10 protein-coding genes and 4 tRNA genes are annotated in these 17,880 nt (G+C 43.3%); 3 read left to right on the forward strand and 11 right to left on the reverse strand.

Annotated features, from left to right (window positions below):
• Positions 1-553: 553 nt before the first annotated feature.
• The 8 genes from ND16A_RS07120 to ND16A_RS07085 form a co-directional block, all read right to left on the reverse strand.
• Positions 554-630: transfer RNA gene (locus tag ND16A_RS07120), tRNA-Arg, on the reverse strand.
• A 341-nt stretch (positions 631-971) separates the two neighbouring features.
• A tRNA-Arg gene (locus ND16A_RS07115) sits at positions 972-1,048 on the reverse strand.
• 255 nt (positions 1,049-1,303) lie between these two features.
• A tRNA-Arg gene (locus ND16A_RS07110) sits at positions 1,304-1,380 on the reverse strand.
• A 31-nt stretch (positions 1,381-1,411) separates the two neighbouring features.
• Positions 1,412-1,503, reverse strand: a tRNA-Ser gene (locus ND16A_RS07105).
• Positions 1,504-1,734: 231 nt separating this feature from the next.
• Positions 1,735-1,929, reverse strand: coding sequence for a carbon storage regulator CsrA (gene csrA, locus ND16A_RS07100; RefSeq protein WP_033078069.1), 195 nt, complete (start codon positions 1,927-1,929; stop codon positions 1,735-1,737).
• Positions 1,930-2,056: 127 nt separating this feature from the next.
• A complete protein-coding gene (locus ND16A_RS07095) occupies positions 2,057-3,286 on the reverse strand; it encodes an aspartate kinase (protein WP_033078070.1) in 1,230 nt (409 codons plus the stop codon).
• 31 nt (positions 3,287-3,317) lie between these two features.
• Positions 3,318-5,942: an alanine--tRNA ligase gene (alaS, locus tag ND16A_RS07090; RefSeq protein ID WP_033078071.1), complete on the reverse strand. Its 2,625-nt coding sequence runs from the start codon at positions 5,940-5,942 to the stop codon at positions 3,318-3,320.
• Positions 5,943-6,028: 86 nt separating this feature from the next.
• Positions 6,029-6,469 (reverse strand): regulatory protein RecX, encoded by a 441-nt coding sequence (locus ND16A_RS07085; protein WP_052073145.1) that lies wholly within the window; start codon positions 6,467-6,469, stop codon positions 6,029-6,031.
• Between the two features lie 179 nt (positions 6,470-6,648).
• Here ND16A_RS07085 and ND16A_RS07080 point away from each other — a divergent pair, with 179 nt between their 5' ends.
• A complete protein-coding gene (locus ND16A_RS07080) occupies positions 6,649-9,939 on the forward strand; it encodes a S41 family peptidase (RefSeq protein WP_033078072.1) in 3,291 nt (1,096 codons plus the stop codon).
• Between the two features lie 104 nt (positions 9,940-10,043).
• Here ND16A_RS07080 and metH read toward each other — a convergent pair whose 3' ends face one another.
• Positions 10,044-13,745, reverse strand: coding sequence for a methionine synthase (metH, locus tag ND16A_RS07075; RefSeq protein ID WP_443080354.1), 3,702 nt, complete (start codon positions 13,743-13,745; stop codon positions 10,044-10,046).
• 59 nt (positions 13,746-13,804) lie between these two features.
• The gene (locus ND16A_RS07070; RefSeq protein WP_033078074.1) at positions 13,805-14,716 is read right to left on the reverse strand and encodes a homoserine O-succinyltransferase; all 912 of its coding nucleotides are present in this window, start codon (positions 14,714-14,716) and stop codon (positions 13,805-13,807) included.
• Between the two features lie 183 nt (positions 14,717-14,899).
• Here ND16A_RS07070 and ND16A_RS07065 point away from each other — a divergent pair, with 183 nt between their 5' ends.
• The gene (locus ND16A_RS07065; RefSeq protein ID WP_033078075.1) at positions 14,900-15,634 is read left to right on the forward strand and encodes an outer membrane protein; all 735 of its coding nucleotides are present in this window, start codon (positions 14,900-14,902) and stop codon (positions 15,632-15,634) included.
• Between the two features lie 130 nt (positions 15,635-15,764).
• Here ND16A_RS07065 and recA read toward each other — a convergent pair whose 3' ends face one another.
• The gene (recA, locus tag ND16A_RS07060; RefSeq protein ID WP_033078076.1) at positions 15,765-16,790 is read right to left on the reverse strand and encodes a recombinase RecA; all 1,026 of its coding nucleotides are present in this window, start codon (positions 16,788-16,790) and stop codon (positions 15,765-15,767) included.
• 803 nt (positions 16,791-17,593) lie between these two features.
• Here recA and ND16A_RS22010 point away from each other — a divergent pair.
• Complete coding sequence (locus tag ND16A_RS22010; RefSeq protein WP_033078077.1) at positions 17,594-17,773, forward strand: helix-turn-helix transcriptional regulator; 180 nt, start codon at positions 17,594-17,596, stop codon at positions 17,771-17,773.
• The last annotated feature ends 107 nt before the right edge of the window (positions 17,774-17,880 follow it).

Consider the following 17,880-nt stretch of genomic DNA (forward strand, 5'->3'; position numbering starts at 1 on the left):
TATTTAGCATTGAGATTATTGCAGCACCAAGGAAGGCAATATCGACTAACGAAGAGCGAACTTAGGCTCGCTCTAACTGAATTAGTTAATGAAACGTGAGATTAAACTTGTGGGGATCCTTCAGGTTTTAACCTCGCGTTATTGCGCAGGTAAGAAGAAGTGGCTATCGCCATACCGCGAGATTGAAGTCCCGCCAACCGCGTACCTAACTCAGGCACGCTGCACCCGAATGGGGTCCCTGATGTCGCTAGTGCTCCTCGGGGATGACGGCATAAATTTTCTGGGTACAGTTAAACGTCATCCCATCACGAGCATTAGCGAGGTGTGGGACCTCCTAACGCGTATCGAGCTTTGAAAACATTGGTTGGCGGGGCTTTAGTCTCGCACTTTGGCGGAAATTCATTCTCGCACTTTGGAAAAGCCACGTTAACTGCCTGCGGCATTGCGCGAGGTTAAAACCCCGCCAACCAGCGAGGTTAAAACCCCGCCAACAGGGTCTTTCCAAAAAGTAAAAACCCTGCTTTATCTTTCGATAAAACAGGGTCTTCAAATGTGGCGGACGCGGCAGGAGTCGAACCTGCGACCGCCTGGTTCGTAGCCAGGTACTCTATCCAGCTGAGCTACGCGTCCGCGGTCGTTATGATTAAAGTGATAACCTCACCCCTCTATTATTTAACCACTTTGAGGAAGGTGGTAGAAGGACGCTGAGCGGCTTATACCAAATCAGGGTCGTTATGATTAAAGTGATAACCTCACTGCTCAATTATTTAACCACTTTGAGGAAGGTGGTAGAAGGACGCTGAGCGGCTTATACCAAATCAGGGTCGTAGTTGGCGGGACTTTAGTCTCGCACTTTGGAAAAGCCACGTTAACTGCCTACGGCATTGCGCGAGGTTAAAACCCCGCCAACAGGGTCTTTCCAAAAAGTAAAAACCCTGCTTTACCTTTCGATAAAACAGGGTCTTCAAATGTGGCGGACGCGGCAGGAGTCGAACCTGCGACCGCCTGGTTCGTAGCCAGGTACTCTATCCAGCTGAGCTACGCGTCCGCGGTCGTTATGATTAAAGTGATAACCTCACCCTCTATTATTTAACCACTTTGAGGGAAGTAGTAGAAGGACGCTGAGCGGCTTATACCAAATCAGGGTCGTTATGATTAAAGTGATAACCTCACCCCTCTATTATTTAACCACTTTGAGGAAGGTGGTAGAAGGACGCTGAGCGGCTTATACCAAATCAGGGTCGTTATGATTATAGTGATAACCTCACTTTCACACTTGATTGACGAGCCACTTTAAGAAAAGTGGCGGACGCGGCAGGAGTCGAACCTGCGACCGCCTGGTTCGTAGCCAGGTACTCTATCCAGCTGAGCTACGCGTCCGCAATCGTTTTTTCATTCTTAGCCAAAAGAATGGCGGTGAGGGAGGGATTCGAACCCTCGATAGGGTTTAAAGCCTATACTCCCTTAGCAGGGGAGCGCCTTCAGCCTCTCGGCCACCTCACCAATGGCGTGCATATTAATGGATTCGAAAAATAAGTCAACGGATTTTTTCGTCTTTTTTCCTGTTTGCTGGATTTTCAAACAAGATGGGTATTTTTCAAACCGATTAGTATATTAAGTGACGCTGAAGTTATCATTTTTCAATTGAGCCAAACGTTCGATTGCTGGCTAATTGAATAAAAGTAACTTTTAAATGGAATAGTTTAAAAATTACTTTCAGGGGGTCGTTTCTAGTTATGCGTTACCGGCATTGTCAGAATCGCCTTTTTCGGCCTGAATTCGCATATAAATTTCTTCACGATGAACAGAAACTTCTTTCGGTGCGTTTACACCAATGCGAACCTGGTTCCCTTTTACCCCCAGTACAGTAACAGTGACATCGTCACCTACCATTAGAGTTTCACCAACTCTTCTTGTTAAAATAAGCATCCTAATGCTCCCATATTATAATTAGAAATCAAATTCATGTTAACAAATCTAAGGCCATTAAATAAACAGTAAATTTAAAATATTCGTCAACATAGTAGAAATTTAGCAAATATTTCAGCAAAAGTGACTAAATAATTGTATTTAATTGAAACTTTTTATGTAATGTTCTTACGGCAAGGTGCAAATCTTGCTCTTTCACTAACACTGAAATTTTAATTTCAGCGGTAGAGATCAAATATATATCTATATTTTTGTGGTGCAAACTGGAGAATATACTCGCTGCCACACCTGTGTGAGAACGCATACCATTACCGATGGCAGAAACTTTCACCAGCTGTTTATCGCCACTGACATCATCAATGTGAAATCTAGTTGCTAACGTCTGGACCAGTTGCAACGCTACGGAGTAATCATAGCGATGCACAGTAAAATTAATATTCAATTTGGCATTAACATCGGCTGAACTCGATGTTTGTACCACCATATCAATTTCAATATCGGCATCGGCTAGAGCACTAAATAACTCATCCCGAAATGTTGCCCCGTGTTGCACCCCAACTAACCGGATCATCGCCTCATCTTTATGGCTGGCAATCGCAGATACTGGATGAGCTTTGTCGATTTCCTTCTCGAAAGTGATGCTCGTACCTTCACCCGCAGCAAAACTTGATAATACTCTTAAAGGCATTTTATGCTTACCGGCAAACTCCACTGATCTGGTTTGCAACACCTTTGCGCCCGAACTTGCCATCTCCAGCATTTCATCAAAGCTGATATGACTCAATTTTTTGGCATTGTCATCAATTCGAGGGTCTGTGGTATAAACCCCATCAACATCGGTGAAGATTTGACACTCTTTCGCCTGCAACGCCGTGGCAATTGCTACCGCGGAAGTATCTGAACCTCCCCTTCCTAGCGTGGTAACGTTGCCTTCATCGTCAACCCCCTGAAATCCAGCAACAACAACAATATGGCCCTGCTGTAACTCTTGTAACATTCGGGTATTATCAACATTTAAAATTCGCGCTTTATTAAAGCGATTATTTGTCGTTAGGCCAATTTGATGGGCGAGTAAGGATACCGCGGAAAAGCCGCGCTTAATTAACGCGATGGAAAGTAAAGCGATAGATACTTGTTCACCGCTGGCCAGTAACATATCAAGCTCGCGCGGCGATGGGTTGCCGTCTATAGATTTGGCCAGTTTGGTTAAGCGGTTGGTCTCGCCTGACATCGCCGACAACACAGCAACAACTTGATGGCCCTGGCGCTTGGTTTTAACAATTTGCTCAGCAACGGCTTCAATACGTTCGAGGGAACCTACCGAGGTTCCCCCAAACTTTTGTACGATAACGGCCATTAACGGCTGTCACTCAAGATTAAAGTCGTCACTAGGCCAGTTTATCGGTTAACCAGGATTCAACGCTCGCTAATGCCGCAGTAAGGTTTTCCGGCTGGGTGCCACCAGCTTGCGCCATATCAGGACGGCCGCCACCTTTACCACCAACTTGCTCAGCAACCATTTTCACTAAATCACCGGCCTTAACTTTGCCAACAAGATCTTTGGTTACCCCGGCGATAAGACTGACTTTTTCACCGTTAGCCAAACCTAACATCACAATGCCAGTGCCCAGCTTGTTTTTAAGATCATCAACCATTTCACGTAATGCTTTCGGATCTGATCCTGCAACATCGGCGATAAGGGTGTTTACGCCATTAATGGCAATAGCCTGACTTATTAAGTCGGAACCCGCTTGTGATGCCAGTTTTTGCTTTAACTGAGCGATCTCTTTTTCCAGTTGTTTTGAGTTCTTAATCAATTGTTCAACTTTACTCAAGGTATTGGCAGGGTCCGATTTAACCATAGTTGCTATGGTTTGTAATTTATCTGCTTGTTGATCAATAAACGCCATAGCCGCACTACCGGTTACCGCTTCAATACGACGAGTTCCCGCAGCAATACCTGCTTCAGAGGTAATTTTAAGTACGCCGATGTCACCGGTACGGTCCACATGTACACCACCACATAACTCGGTAGAGTGATCACCTAAGGTCACCACTCGCACTTCGTCATCGTATTTTTCACCAAACAGTGCCATCGCACCTTTCGCTTTTGCCTGTTCAATGTTCATCAATGCCGTTTCACGAGCGCCGTTAGCACGAATTCTATCGTTGACTAAACTTTCCACCGTACGTAACTCTTTGCCGGTAACCCCTTCAAAGTGCGAGAAATCAAAACGCAATTTATCTTGATCACACAAAGAACCTTTTTGAATAACATGCTCACCTAACACTTCACGTAAAGCGGCGTGTAATAAATGCGTGGCTGAATGGTTTTTAATGATAGCAGCACGACGTTCACTATCAATTTCGGCGTTGGCGCGGGTATTTAGTTGAATGTCGCCCTGAGCAACACCATGATGAGCAAAGGCGTTACCAAGTTTTACCGTATCGGAAACGATAAACACACCAGAATCTGTGGTAATGCTACCGCTGTCACCTACCTGGCCGCCAGATTCCGCATAAAAAGGAGTATTATCGAGTACAATCACCCCGGTTTCACCATCGGCTAAAGTAGCAACTGAGCCTTCACTGTTGAATAACTCGACCACAGTTGCACTAAAGTTGTGATTTTCATAGCCTTCAAAATTGGTGACTTTGTCAGACTTTAACTGTTCATTATAATCAGTACCAAAGTTACTGGCTTTTTGTGCGCGCTCGCGTTGGGCTTGCATTTCAACGTCAAAACCCGACTGGTCTATGGTTAACTGCTTTTCACGAGCAATGTCCGCGGTTAAGTCGGCAGGGAAACCAAAGGTATCGTAAAGCTTGAAGACATCGGCACCCGGTATCACATTACCATCTAAATTGGCAATCACATCACTCAACAATGCCATCCCTCTATCTAAGGTACGGCCAAATTGCTCTTCTTCGATGCGTAAGGTTTTTTCAATTACCGCTTGTTGTTTTACCAACTCAGGATAAGCACTGCCCATTTGCTCAACCAAGGCAGAAACCAGCTGATGGAAGAAATGAGTTTTCGTTTCCAGTTTGTGACCGTGACGAACGGCACGACGAATGATGCGACGCAAGACAAAACCACGACCGACATTGGAAGGGTTGACGCCATCGGCAATCATAAAGCTACAAGAGCGAATGTGGTCGGCGATCACTCGTAGAGATTTGTGTTCAAGATCGGTGCAACCAACTAACTTGGCTGCCGCTTTGATTAAGCCTTGAAAGATATCAATTTCGTAATTGGAATGCACATCTTGCATGATCGCGGCAATGCGCTCCAAGCCCATGCCCGTATCAACCGAAGGTTTAGGAAGTGGTTCCATAGTACCATCGGCCTGGCGGTTAAACTGCATGAATACCAAGTTCCAAATTTCGATGAAACGATCGCCATCTTCTTCAGGTGAACCCGGAGGGCCACCCCAGATGTGTTCGCCGTGATCGTAGAAAATCTCCGAACATGGGCCACATGGACCGGTATCGCCCATCGACCAGAAGTTGTCAGATTCAAACTTTTTGTCGGCAGATTTATCGCCAATGCGAATGATTTTTTCAACCGGCACGCCGATTTCATTGGCCCAAAAATTAAATGCTTCGTCATCGTTGTCATAAACGGTCACTAAGAGTTTTTCTTTTGGTAACTGCAAAACGTCAGTTAAAAATGCCCATGCATATTTGATTGCATCTTGCTTAAAATAATCACCAAAACTAAAGTTACCCAGCATTTCAAAGAAGGTATGATGACGGGCGGTATAACCTACATTTTCTAAATCGTTATGCTTACCGCCGGCTCTTACACATCGTTGTGACGATGTGGCGCGGCTATAGCTACGTTTTTCGGCACCTAAAAACACATCTTTAAATGGCACCATGCCTGCATTGGTAAACAGCAAAGTCGCATCGTTGCCAGGAACCAGTGAGCTGCTTGCTACGATTTGATGCTGCTGGTCACTGAAGAAGTTTAAAAATGCCTGCCTGATTTCGGCACTCGATTTAATCATGGTCATAATCCAAAAAATTGCGTTACTTAAATACTTTACAGAGGTAAATACTTTACTTGCGTAAATTGATCACTGGAGTAAGTACATTAATCCAGGTTTAATACCGCTGAAATCTGTTCAAAACTAAAACCGCGGTATTGTAAAAATCTTATTCGTTTTGCTTTGTCTTTTTGATCGATGATGTCTCGATCAGCAAAGCGTTTTTCATAGGCCATTTGTGCCTGATAAAACCAGTCCACTTGCTGGCTTTGATAAACGGCCGCTATGATATCACTTGTTAAGCCTTTTTGCTTTAATTCTGCGGCAATATAAGTCCAGCCATAGCCCTTGCTAATTCTCTGCCTAAGCATCGATTCACCAAACCGTTGCTCGCTCTGAATATCTTGTGTGGATAAAGCCTCTAATACCGGCATAATATCGGTCTCAGCAAACTCTCTTAGCAACAATTTTTGCTTTAATTCTCGCTGAGAATGCTCTCGTCTGGCCAATAAAGAGTAGACAGCTTTTTTAACGTCCTTTTTTATCACCCTACATTAACTCCTTGCTTTGCTATCAGCGGTTTCTCACAATCAGGCTATTCTACCTGCATTATGCCAATCTTCAATTAAAGTGTGAAAAAATATGTCTTATTAACACTTTTACCAACATTTCGCCTGGTTATTTGTTATTACTATTAGCACAAAAATAATATTGTTTAGGCAAGCCAATGAATTTCAAACGATCTCTTTTGTTCAGTGTACTCACGTTAAGCGCTGTTGCGGCAAATGCTGCAGATAAACCGGGGTACTTTCGAGCACCAGCATTACATCACAACTCTGTGGTATTTACTGCTGAAGGTGACCTTTGGCACAGTGATATCAACTCAGGCGCAGCAAAGCGTTTAACCACACACGCCAGTGAAGAGCTGATGGCCAGCATTTCCCCCGACGGTAAATATGTTGCTTATATTGCCAATTATGAAGGCAATTTTGAAGCCTACCTGATGCCAATATCTGGCGGTGTGCCAAAACGATTAACTTATGAAAATTCACGAGTACGGGTTCAGGGATGGAGCCCTGATGGCGAGGTTTTATATGCCACCGACTCAGGCTTTGGCCCGGCCAATTACTGGACCTTGAAAACAGTAAATATCAACAACTTACACGTTACCCCGATCCCTTTAGCGGATGCGATTGAGGGCACAATTGATACGGATGGCAAATTCATTTACTTCACCCGTTTTGGCTTGCAAGTAACCGGCGATAACAGCAAAGTGTATCGCGGCGGTGCCCAAGGGCAATTATGGCGTTATCAGCTAGGTTCAAAACACGAAGCACAATTGCTAACCAAACAACATCAAGGTTCAACTAGAGAGCCGATGTTATTTGAAAATCGCTTATATTTCATTTCCGATGCCAGCGGTAATGACAATTTGTGGTCTATGGCGACAGATGGCACTGACATTCAGCAGCTAACCAAACACAATGACTGGCAAGTACGCCTTGCCGATATTCATGGCGACAAAATCGTTTATCAACTGGGCGCAGACATAAAACAGTACAATATTGCCAATGGCACAGACAGACTTGTTGATATTGCCCTTACTTCAGATTTTCCCCAGCGTCAGGAGAAATGGTTAAACGATCCTTTAAATTATTTAAACGATGCAAGCATTGCCGGTAACACCGACAAAGTGGTGATAACTGCACGCGGCAAGCTTGCTGTTACTGGTTTACACTCAAATCGACTGGTTGAAATAGACACGCCTGCCAAATCCCGTACTCGCAGTGCCATATTGGCCAATGATGGAAAATGGGTTTATGCCATCAATGACAGTAGCGGTGAAAATGAAATTTGGCGATTTGCTGCCGATGGCAGTGGTAATAACAAACAGTTAACCACTAACGGTGATTCCTTTCGCTGGAATATCACTCTGTCACCCAATGGTAAATATATTGCTCATGATGATCGTGAAGGTAACTTATGGCTACTGAATTTAGACAAAGGCAGCAACAAAAAAATCGCTAGCATGGGCTCGGGGTTTTCGGCATTTAAGCAAGTGGTCTGGTCGGCTGACAGCAAGTTTATCGCCTTCGCCGGTTATCACCAACAGCAAGAACGCTCAAATATACGATTATATTCGCTACTCAATGACAAAGAGCTGCAGCTAACCAGCGATAAATACGAGTCAAACTCTCCAGCATTTTCTCGTGATGGCCAGTGGCTGTATTTCTTGTCTGAACGCCATTTCAAATCAAATCCGAGATCCCCCTGGGGTGATAGAAATATGGGCCCGGCTTTTGACAAGCGAGTACAAATATTTGCCTACCCATTAACGACAACAGCCAAATTTGCCTTTGAACAACCCAATGAGTTGAATCAACTTACGCACACCAAAGCAGAAACGGATAGCGAGAAAAAATCGACAAAAAAAAATGACGCCGACAGAGGCAAACCATTATGGACACAAATCAACAACACATTATTTCAACTGCCCGTTCCAGCCGGAAATTACAGCGCATTATCCGCGAACAAATCGGGGTTATATCTGCTAGAGAAAAATGGCGCTAACAAGGATTTAAAACATTTAAAATTTGATAATGTCAGTCCGAAACTGTCAAATTTTGCCACTGACATTTCCGCTTACCAACTGGCCAGTAACGGCAAAAAGATGGTGCTAGTGAAAAAGTCGGCAGACAACAACGACATTTATATCGTCAAAGCGGCTGATACGGCGCCAAAAGAGTTGAACAAAGCAAAAGTGAATTCAAAACATTGGCAATTGGCGTTCTCGCCAATGGATGAATGGCAGCAAATGTTTCAGGATGCCTGGCTCATGCATCGAGAGTTCTTGTTCGACAAAAACATGCGCGGCCTGGATTGGGCAGCAACGAAAGCAAAATATCAGCCGCTGGTTGACAGAGTGACTGCGCGCAGCGAATTAAATGATATTTTTTCCCAAATGATGGGCGAGTTGAATGCCCTGCACTCGCAAGTGCGTGGTGGCGATATGCCCCTTGATAACGAAGCGGCAAAAGCCAGTACTTTAGGCGCCAGATACCAACAGCTTAAATCGACGGTCAAAATCAGTGAAATTTATCAGGCCGATGCTGAACTACCAAGTCACGCGGCTCCCTTAGCAAAAGCCGGGGTGAATGCCAAAGCAGGAGATATTATTGTTGCCATTAACAGTAAATCGATTAATAGCATTGTCGAAGTACACAAGGCTTTGCGTAACCAGGCGGGTAAACAAGTATTACTCACCTTAAAACGTGGCAAACAAACACTAAAAACCATAGTACAACCGATCACAAGTCGTCAGGATGCTAAATTGCGCTATCTTGACTGGGTCCATAGCAACCAGCAAAAGGTTGCTAAGGTGGCAAATAAAGACATTGGCTATCTGCATATGAACGCGATGACGGCGAATGATATCAGTAGTTTTGCGCGAGAATTTTACGCCAATGTGAATAAAGATGCGCTGATTATTGATGTGCGCCGCAACCGTGGCGGCAATATCGACAGTTGGCTGATTGAGAAGCTACTGCGTAAAGTGTGGATGTACTGGCAAGAAGGTAATAGCGCCGCGTATAGCAATATGCAGCAAACGTTTAACGGCCATTTAGTGGTATTAACCGACCAACTTACCTATTCTGATGGCGAAACCTTTTCTGCCGGCATTAAATCATTAGGCTTAGCGCCACTTATTGGTAAACAAACTACCGGCGCCGGGGTTTGGCTCACCGGGCGTAACCGTTTGACCGATAAAGGCATGGCACGGGTGGCCGAGTTGCCACAATATGCCCTGGATGGCACTTGGGTGGTTGAAGGAACAGGAGTTTCACCCGACATTGAAGTCGATAATCTTCCGTATACAACTTATATGGGGGAGGATGCACAATTGACGGCGGGTATCGAATATCTAATTGAAAAACTGCAGCAGCAGCCTGTTGACCCCTTTGTCAAAAAGCCGATGCCAAAAACCGGCCCGGCAGCTGACGTAAAAAAGATTGAATAATCATTAAATCATGGATGATTTACAGAACTTATACCATCCTTGGTAGTTCTAAGTTAATTCTCTCTGAATTAAATAGAAAAGGACGCGTAGCGTCCTTTTTTTATTTATCGGTCAGGGTCGTAATCCAGGTTAGGTGATAACCATCGTTCGGCTTCAGTCAATGCCATGCCTTTACGCTCGGCATAACTTTGTACCTGCTCTTTATCAATTTTTGCCACGGCAAAATATTTACTGTCAGGGTGAGCGAAATACCAGCCGCTAACCGCAGCACCTGGCCACATCGCAAAACTCGAAGTAAGTTCCATGCCAATGTTATTTTCGACATCCAGTAACTGCCAAAGTGTCGCTTTTTCAGTATGTTCCGGACAGGCTGGATACCCTGGAGCTGGACGAATACCTTGATAGCTCTCACGGATTAACGCATCATTATCCAAGTTTTCATCACTGGCATAACCCCAATAATGTTTACGAATTTGCTCATGCAAATACTCCGCCGACGCTTCGGCTAATCTATCGGCCACGGCTTTTAATAAAATTGAATTATAAGTATCGTGTTCACTATCATATTTCTGTACCAGCTGATCAGCACCAAAGCCTGCCGATACCGCAAATGCCCCAACATAATCATCTACCGCAGAGTCTTTACCGGCAACATAATCACTTAAACAGCGGTTGAATTGACCCGATTTTTTCTTCGTTTGTTGGCGTAAGCCACATAAGGTATTTAACACTTGCTCACGGCTTTCATCGGTATAAACTTCAATGTCATCACCGATACTGTGTGCCGGAAATAAACCAAACACGGCTTTCGCTTGCAAGGAGTTATCATTAATGACGTGATCAAGCATGGCATTGGCGTCATTGAACAACTTCGTTGCTTCTTCACCGATTAATTCATGTTGCAAAATTTTCGGGTATTTACCCGATAATTGCCAGGTCAGGAAAAAGGGGGTCCAGTCGATGTAGTTACGTACTTCATTTAGGTCTAAGTTTTCCAGGACCGTCACCCCAAGTTTGTTTGGCGTTTTCGGCGTATAATCAGCAAAACTTAATGGGAAGGCATTTTCACGAGCAGAAGTTAGTGACGACAAATCAGATCTTGGTCCTTTTTTGCTGTAACGCTCGCGAATGGTTTCATATTCTTTTTCAGTTCGTGCAACCAAGTCGCCTTTAAGATGTTCACTTAAAAGTGAATTCACCACCGATACCGAGCGAGAAGCATTGGGTACATACACCACCGGATGCTGATATTTCTGCTCAATCTTCACCGCGGTATGGGCTTTCGATGTGGTTGCGCCACCAATTAATAATGGCAAGTCAAAATCCTGTCGCTGCATTTCTTTCGCCACATGCACCATTTCATCCAGAGATGGGGTAATAAGGCCTGACAAACCGATGATATCGACGCTTTCATCACGAGCAACTTGCAGTAACTTTTCGCAAGGTACCATCACCCCAAGATCGATCACTTCATAGTTATTACATTGCAACACGACGCCAACGATATTTTTGCCGATGTCATGCACATCGCCTTTCACCGTTGCTAACAGCACTTTGCCGTTAGAGCTTGCTGCGGTTTTTTCCAGCTCTATATAAGGTTGTAAATGTGCTACCGCTTGCTTCATTACCCGGGCGGATTTTACCACTTGCGGTAAGAACATCTGGCCTTCACCAAATAAGTCGCCGACCACATTCATGCCATCCATCAATGGCCCTTCGATAACATCTAACGGTCTTTGTGCTTCCAGTCGCGCCTGTTCGGTATCTTCAATAATGAACTCATTAATGCCTTTTACCAATGAATGCTGCAAGCGCGCTTTTACCGGTAACTCGCGCCAGGTTAAATCGACTTTACTCGCCTGCTTGCCGCCGGTGCCGCGGTATTGTTCGGCGATATCTAATAAGCGTTCGGTGGCATCTTCATCGCTATTTTGCACCACGTCTTCTACTGCTTTTAATAAATCTTTTGGAATGTCTTGATAGATGGCAAGTTGACCGGCATTGACGATGCCCATATCCATGCCATTTTTTATCGCATGGTATAAAAATACGGCATGTATCGCCTCTCGAACCGGGTTATTACCGCGAAAAGAAAACGATACATTCGATACCCCGCCAGAGATCATTGCATGCGGCAAGGTTTCCTTTATCACTTTGGTGGCTTCAATAAAATCGACAGCGTAGTTATTATGCTCTTCAATGCCAGTAGCAACGGCAAAGATGTTTGGATCAAAAATGATATCTTCCGCCGGGAAGCCTAATTCATCGACCAAAAGACGATAAGCACGAGTACAGATTTCGACTTTTCGCTCTTTAGTATCCGCTTGGCCGACTTCATCAAACGCCATGATAATCACGGCCGCGCCATAACGGCGGACAAGTTCGGCTTGTTCTCTGAATTTGTCCTCGCCTTCTTTCAGGCTGATGGAGTTAACCACGCCTTTACCTTGAATACATTTAAGGCCGGCCTCCATAATTTCCCACTTAGAGGAATCGAGCATAATGGGCACTTTCGCGATATCCGGTTCGCCGGCAATTAAGTTCAAAAACTTTACCATAGCGCCATAGGAATCGAGCATGCCCTCATCCATGTTGATATCGATAATTTGCGCGCCGTTTTCCACTTGTTGCAACGCCACCGCAATGGCTTCGTCAAATTTTTCTTCGGTGATCAGTCGTTTAAAAATCGCCGAACCAGTGACATTGGTACGTTCACCAACGTTGACAAATAAACTGTTCTCATCCAGGTTTAATGCTTCTAAGCCGGACAAACGACAGGCGATTTTTTTCGCCTTTATCACTCGTGGCGAAATGTTTGCAACAGAATCAGCGATGCCTTTGATGTGAGCTGGTGTGGTACCACAACAACCACCAACGATGTTTAAGAAGCCTGATTGCGCCCATTCGATAATGTGTTCGTTCATATCTTCTACGGTAAAATCATATTCACCGAAGGCATTTGGCAAACCGGCATTGGGGTGAGCAGAGACGGCAAAATCGGAAATGTTACTTAACTCTTCAACGTACTGACGCAGCTCCACCGGGCCCAAAGCACAGTTCAAACCAAAGGATATTGGCTTGGCATGGCGCAGTGAGTTATAAAACGCTTCGGTGGTTTGGCCGGATAAGGTTCGACCTGAGGCATCGGTGATGGTACCAGAAATCATCAACGGCAAACGATAGCCCTGCTCGGCAAACACATGTTCTACCGCAAAAACCGCGGCTTTGGCATTGAGGGTATCGAAAATGGTTTCGAGCATGATAATATCGGCGCCACCTTCGATTAGCGCTTCAATGGATTCGATATACGCCTCTTTAAGCTGATCAAAGGTGACATTTCGAAACTCTGGGTTATTAACATCAGGAGAAATCGAACAGGTACGGTTAGTTGGCCCTAACACACCGGCCACAAAACGCGGTCTATCGGGGGTGGTTGCGCTAACCTCATCGGCAGCCTGACGGGCGATTTGCGCAGCCACAAGGTTGATCTCCCGGCTGAGACCTTCCATGTCGTAATCAGCCATGGCAATGGTAGTGGCATTAAAGGTATTGGTCTCGATGATATCTGCGCCGGCCAGCAAATATTGACGATGAATGTCTTTAATCACTTCACCTTGGGTCAACACCAATAAATCATTATTACCTTTAACATCGCAATGCCAGTCTGCAAAACGTTGGCCACGGTAATCATTTTCTTCAAACTTATGATCCTGGATCATGGTGCCCATGGCACCATCAAGTACTAAGATACGGTTTGCTAACTGCTGTTCTAATAAAATCGTCGTTGGAGATTTCACGGTAATAATTCCTGAATGCTAAACGGTTAAATGGCTGACTATAGTTATTGACTAATTATAGTACTAAGCTAAGTTTCCAGTTTGTACGGGGTAATTTGATATACGTAATAATTAAGCCAGTTACTAAACAATAAACAACCATGGCTACGCCAGCTGTTACTCGGTTTAGAAGTTACGTCATCTTGCTTGTAATAATTCTCGGGGATCTGTGCAGCAACACCGGCACTGATATCTCGTTGGTATTCATCATTTAACGTACCGGCATCGTATTCGGAGTGGCCGGTAACAAACACATGTTTTTTATCTTTACTGGCAACTAAATACACTCCGGCTTGCTCTGAATGCGCCAAGATATTAAGTTCTGGGATCGATTGATAATCCGCTTTCGTTATTTCACCATATCGTGAATGCGGTACTTTAAACTCTTCATCGAAGCCACGAGTGAGTGACTCCATTGGGTCAACGGTATGATGGTTATAAACACCCGATAATTTTTCATCCCGTAGAAAGCGATTTAAACCATGGTGATAATACAATGCCGCATGCGCCGCCCAACAAGAGTACATAGTCGAGGTCACGTTAGTATCAGCCCAGGTAAATACTTCTGCAATTTTCTGCCAATAGCTGACCTGTTCGTATTTCAACTGCCCTAAAGGCGCCCCGGTGATGATAAGCCCGTCATAATGTTTGTGTTTAATGTCATCGAATAAACAATAAAACTCATCCAAATGTTCTTTCGGAGTATTTTTTGATTCGTTAAGGTGAAGGCGGACAAATTCAATGTTGATTTGCAATGGTGTATTGGAAAGCATTCTTAAAATTTGAATTTCGGCTTCTATTTTATTCGGCATTAAATTCAGAATGGCCACTTGCATCGGGCGAATATCCTGATTGACCGCACGATTTTCTGACATCACAAAAATATTCTCATTGCCAAGAACCGATAATGCGGGCAATTGATCAGGAATTTTTATGGGCATGATAATACCTAAAGCAGCGATAAAAACTTAATACTACTTAACCGTATAGAAATGTCAACATCTAAACGTATAGATGGCTAAATGAATATCTGCATTACAATCTATTTATCGGGGAGTTTCCGCAATTTGATATATACTTTTTTAGAGCAATAATAAAAAGAGCGAGCCGGTTTGAATACATTAATGTTTAAAATAGGTCTATGCATTATTTTTTTGTACGTCCCTTTCTTGGCTGTTGCTGAGCCAGTTAAAGAAACTTTACCTGGCTCAGGGCAGTACTTTAAAAGCGCATTGATAATAAGCTATACAAAAACCTCCGATGTTAGCTTTCACGGGCAATATTTAGAAGCGGATCCCATTTACTTTTATACCGATCAAGATACCAGTAAATCTAAGCATGACACCATGGACATTGTTTTTGGCGGGCTTATTAGTATCGGTAAAGATTACGGAAACTGGCGCGCAGAAATTGAATATGCATACCGGTATCGCACAGATTTAAAAGGCGATTTAGGATTACCGAAGGCAGAGTTGCACTATAAAGGAAACATTAGCGGTCATATCAATATCGACATAAATTCACAGTCTCTGGCAGTTAATTTTTTATATGAACTCCCCGTTATTGGTAAATTTACCCCGTTTACCGGCTTTGGCTTAGGGTATGTCGAACACAAAGCATCGGGTTGGAATCGCTATCGAGGCAGTTACCTTCCTGCAAAAGATTCTACGGGTGGGATGTTATGGCAAGTACACGTTGGATTCGAATACCAGTGGCAAGGCCCATGGTCAGCACAATTTTCGTTCCAATATGTTGATTTAAATAAATTGCAATACGCCACCAAGGAACAGCAAACGATCTATTACATTGATGATATTATTAGTATCGATTTATTGTTGAGCCTGCGTTACCAATTTTGATCTAGTCAATAGCAATCAGCTTAAGCCTATGAACAACGGGGGTTAAACAGATTGCCTTAACAGAAAAAAGGACCTAAATTTGCCTTTAGATCCTTTTTATTTTGATTTAAGTAATCAATTGCGAAATAAATTATTCCGCTTCAACAGCTTCTTTTTCTGAATCCGTTACGCTGGTTAACAATAAGCCACGCAGCTTAGCTTCTAACTCTTTTGCCATGGCTGTGTTTTCAGCTAGGTATTTAGTTGCATTCGCTTTACCTTGGCCAATACGCTCGCCCATACAGCTGTACCAGGCACCAGCTTTTTCAACCATTTTGTGCTTCACACCCAAATCGATTAATTCACCTAAGCTGTTAATGCCCAAGCCGTATAAAATTTGGAATTCGGCTTGTTTAAATGGTGGTGCAATTTTATTTTTCACTACTTTTACGCGAGTTTCATTACCGGTAATTTCATCACCTTCTTTTACGGCACCAATACGACGAATATCTAAACGTACAGAGGCGTAGAATTTCAGGGCGTTACCACCAGTAGTCGTTTCTGGGTTACCAAACATCACGCCAATTTTCATTCGAATTTGGTTAATGAAAATTAACATGGTATTTGATTGCTTCAAGTTACCGGTAAGTTTACGCATCGCTTGTGAAAGCATACGAGCTTGTAAGCCCATATGAGAGTCACCCATATCGCCTTCAATTTCAGCTTTCGGCGTAAGCGCAGCCACAGAATCGACAACGATAACATCAACCGCACCAGAGCGACTTAGCATGTCAACGATCTCTAATGCTTGCTCACCAGTATCTGGTTGTGACACCAATAATTCATTGATATCCACGCCAAGCTTTTCAGCATAGATAGGGTCAAGGGCATGCTCGGCATCTACGAACGCACAAACTTTACCATTGCGTTGTGCTTCGGCAATAACTTCTAGGGTAAGGGTTGTTTTACCACTGGACTCTGGACCATAAATTTCAACCACGCGCCCCATTGGTAAGCCGCCAGCACCCAACGCAACATCTAAAGCCAGTGAGCCGGTAGAAATCGTTTCGACTTCCATGCTGCGGTTATCACCTAGTTTCATGATTGACCCTTTACCAAATTGGCGTTCAATTTGACCTAAGGCAGCAGATAACGCTTTTTCTTTATTCGCGTCCATTTATATCTCCAGTGTTTTTCTATTTATCCAGTGGTTATGCGCTCAGTATACTGTATAATCGTACAGTATCAACTATTTATTTTAACCTTTTCAACCCCTACCGCAACAAATCGAACTAACATATTGTATTTATTAGAATTAATCACATTAAATATTTAATATTAATTTCAAATAAATATTTTTACCATATATTTATACAGTAGTTAACTTGCCATACTTCGCGGTTTTATACAGTGGTTTTCAGTGGTATTAAATTGCCAAATAATTGCAACTTACTTTGCGCTTCGAGTGATAATATTTTACCATTCAAACACACTGAGGATCACGAGCTATTTCAACAATTTTTATTTTTACTTCTCGATCCTAAAATAACTTTAATAAATACAAAAGCTAATCAATGACAGACGATCTTTTCACGCAATCAAATCATACGCCTATGATGCGTCAGTGTTGATAGCAATAAAACAAAGCATTACAGACGATCACAACAAAAAACCTACACCAAAACCTACACTTAATAAGTCAATCAAATATTTCTTCATTTATTTTCTAATTCAATCATCTTTTTCACAGCTCATCAGCTAAACAGTAGATCTCAGATCCATGAGATATGTTTTATAAAACACCTCTCTTACATGGAGTTCAATAAAAGGCTTTCGCTTACCAAGCTTTGTTCCATTAAATCTATAACCTCTCATAAACAACAACTTACACCTAAAAAACTAATTAATGTAAATTAAATGAAATAAAAAGGTAGGATCGACTAAAATATCCCAAGAAATAAATATCTGACAGGAGGTCGCATGTATTTCGAAAGTGAATTTATCACACAAGATCAGTTAGCAAATAGGCTAGGGATCAGCAAAGTAACTGTCTGGAGAATGATCAAGGATGGTCGTTTACCTAAAATGATTACTATCGGAGCACGTTCTAAACGCTGGGTTAGTGCTGATATAAACGATTGTGAGCTTACGGCGGGATAGTGTGACATGGCAAGTTGAGTTATTTAGAATGGCGCTAACCCAGTCTATGACTGAGTTATCTCTTGATTTTGTTGGTAGTTCCAAGGGAGGTAATGCTCAGGATTTTC

Source organism: Thalassotalea sp. ND16A (genome assembly GCF_000764205.1).
In the GTDB taxonomy this organism is placed as follows: Bacteria; Pseudomonadota; Gammaproteobacteria; order Enterobacterales; family Alteromonadaceae; genus Thalassotalea_A.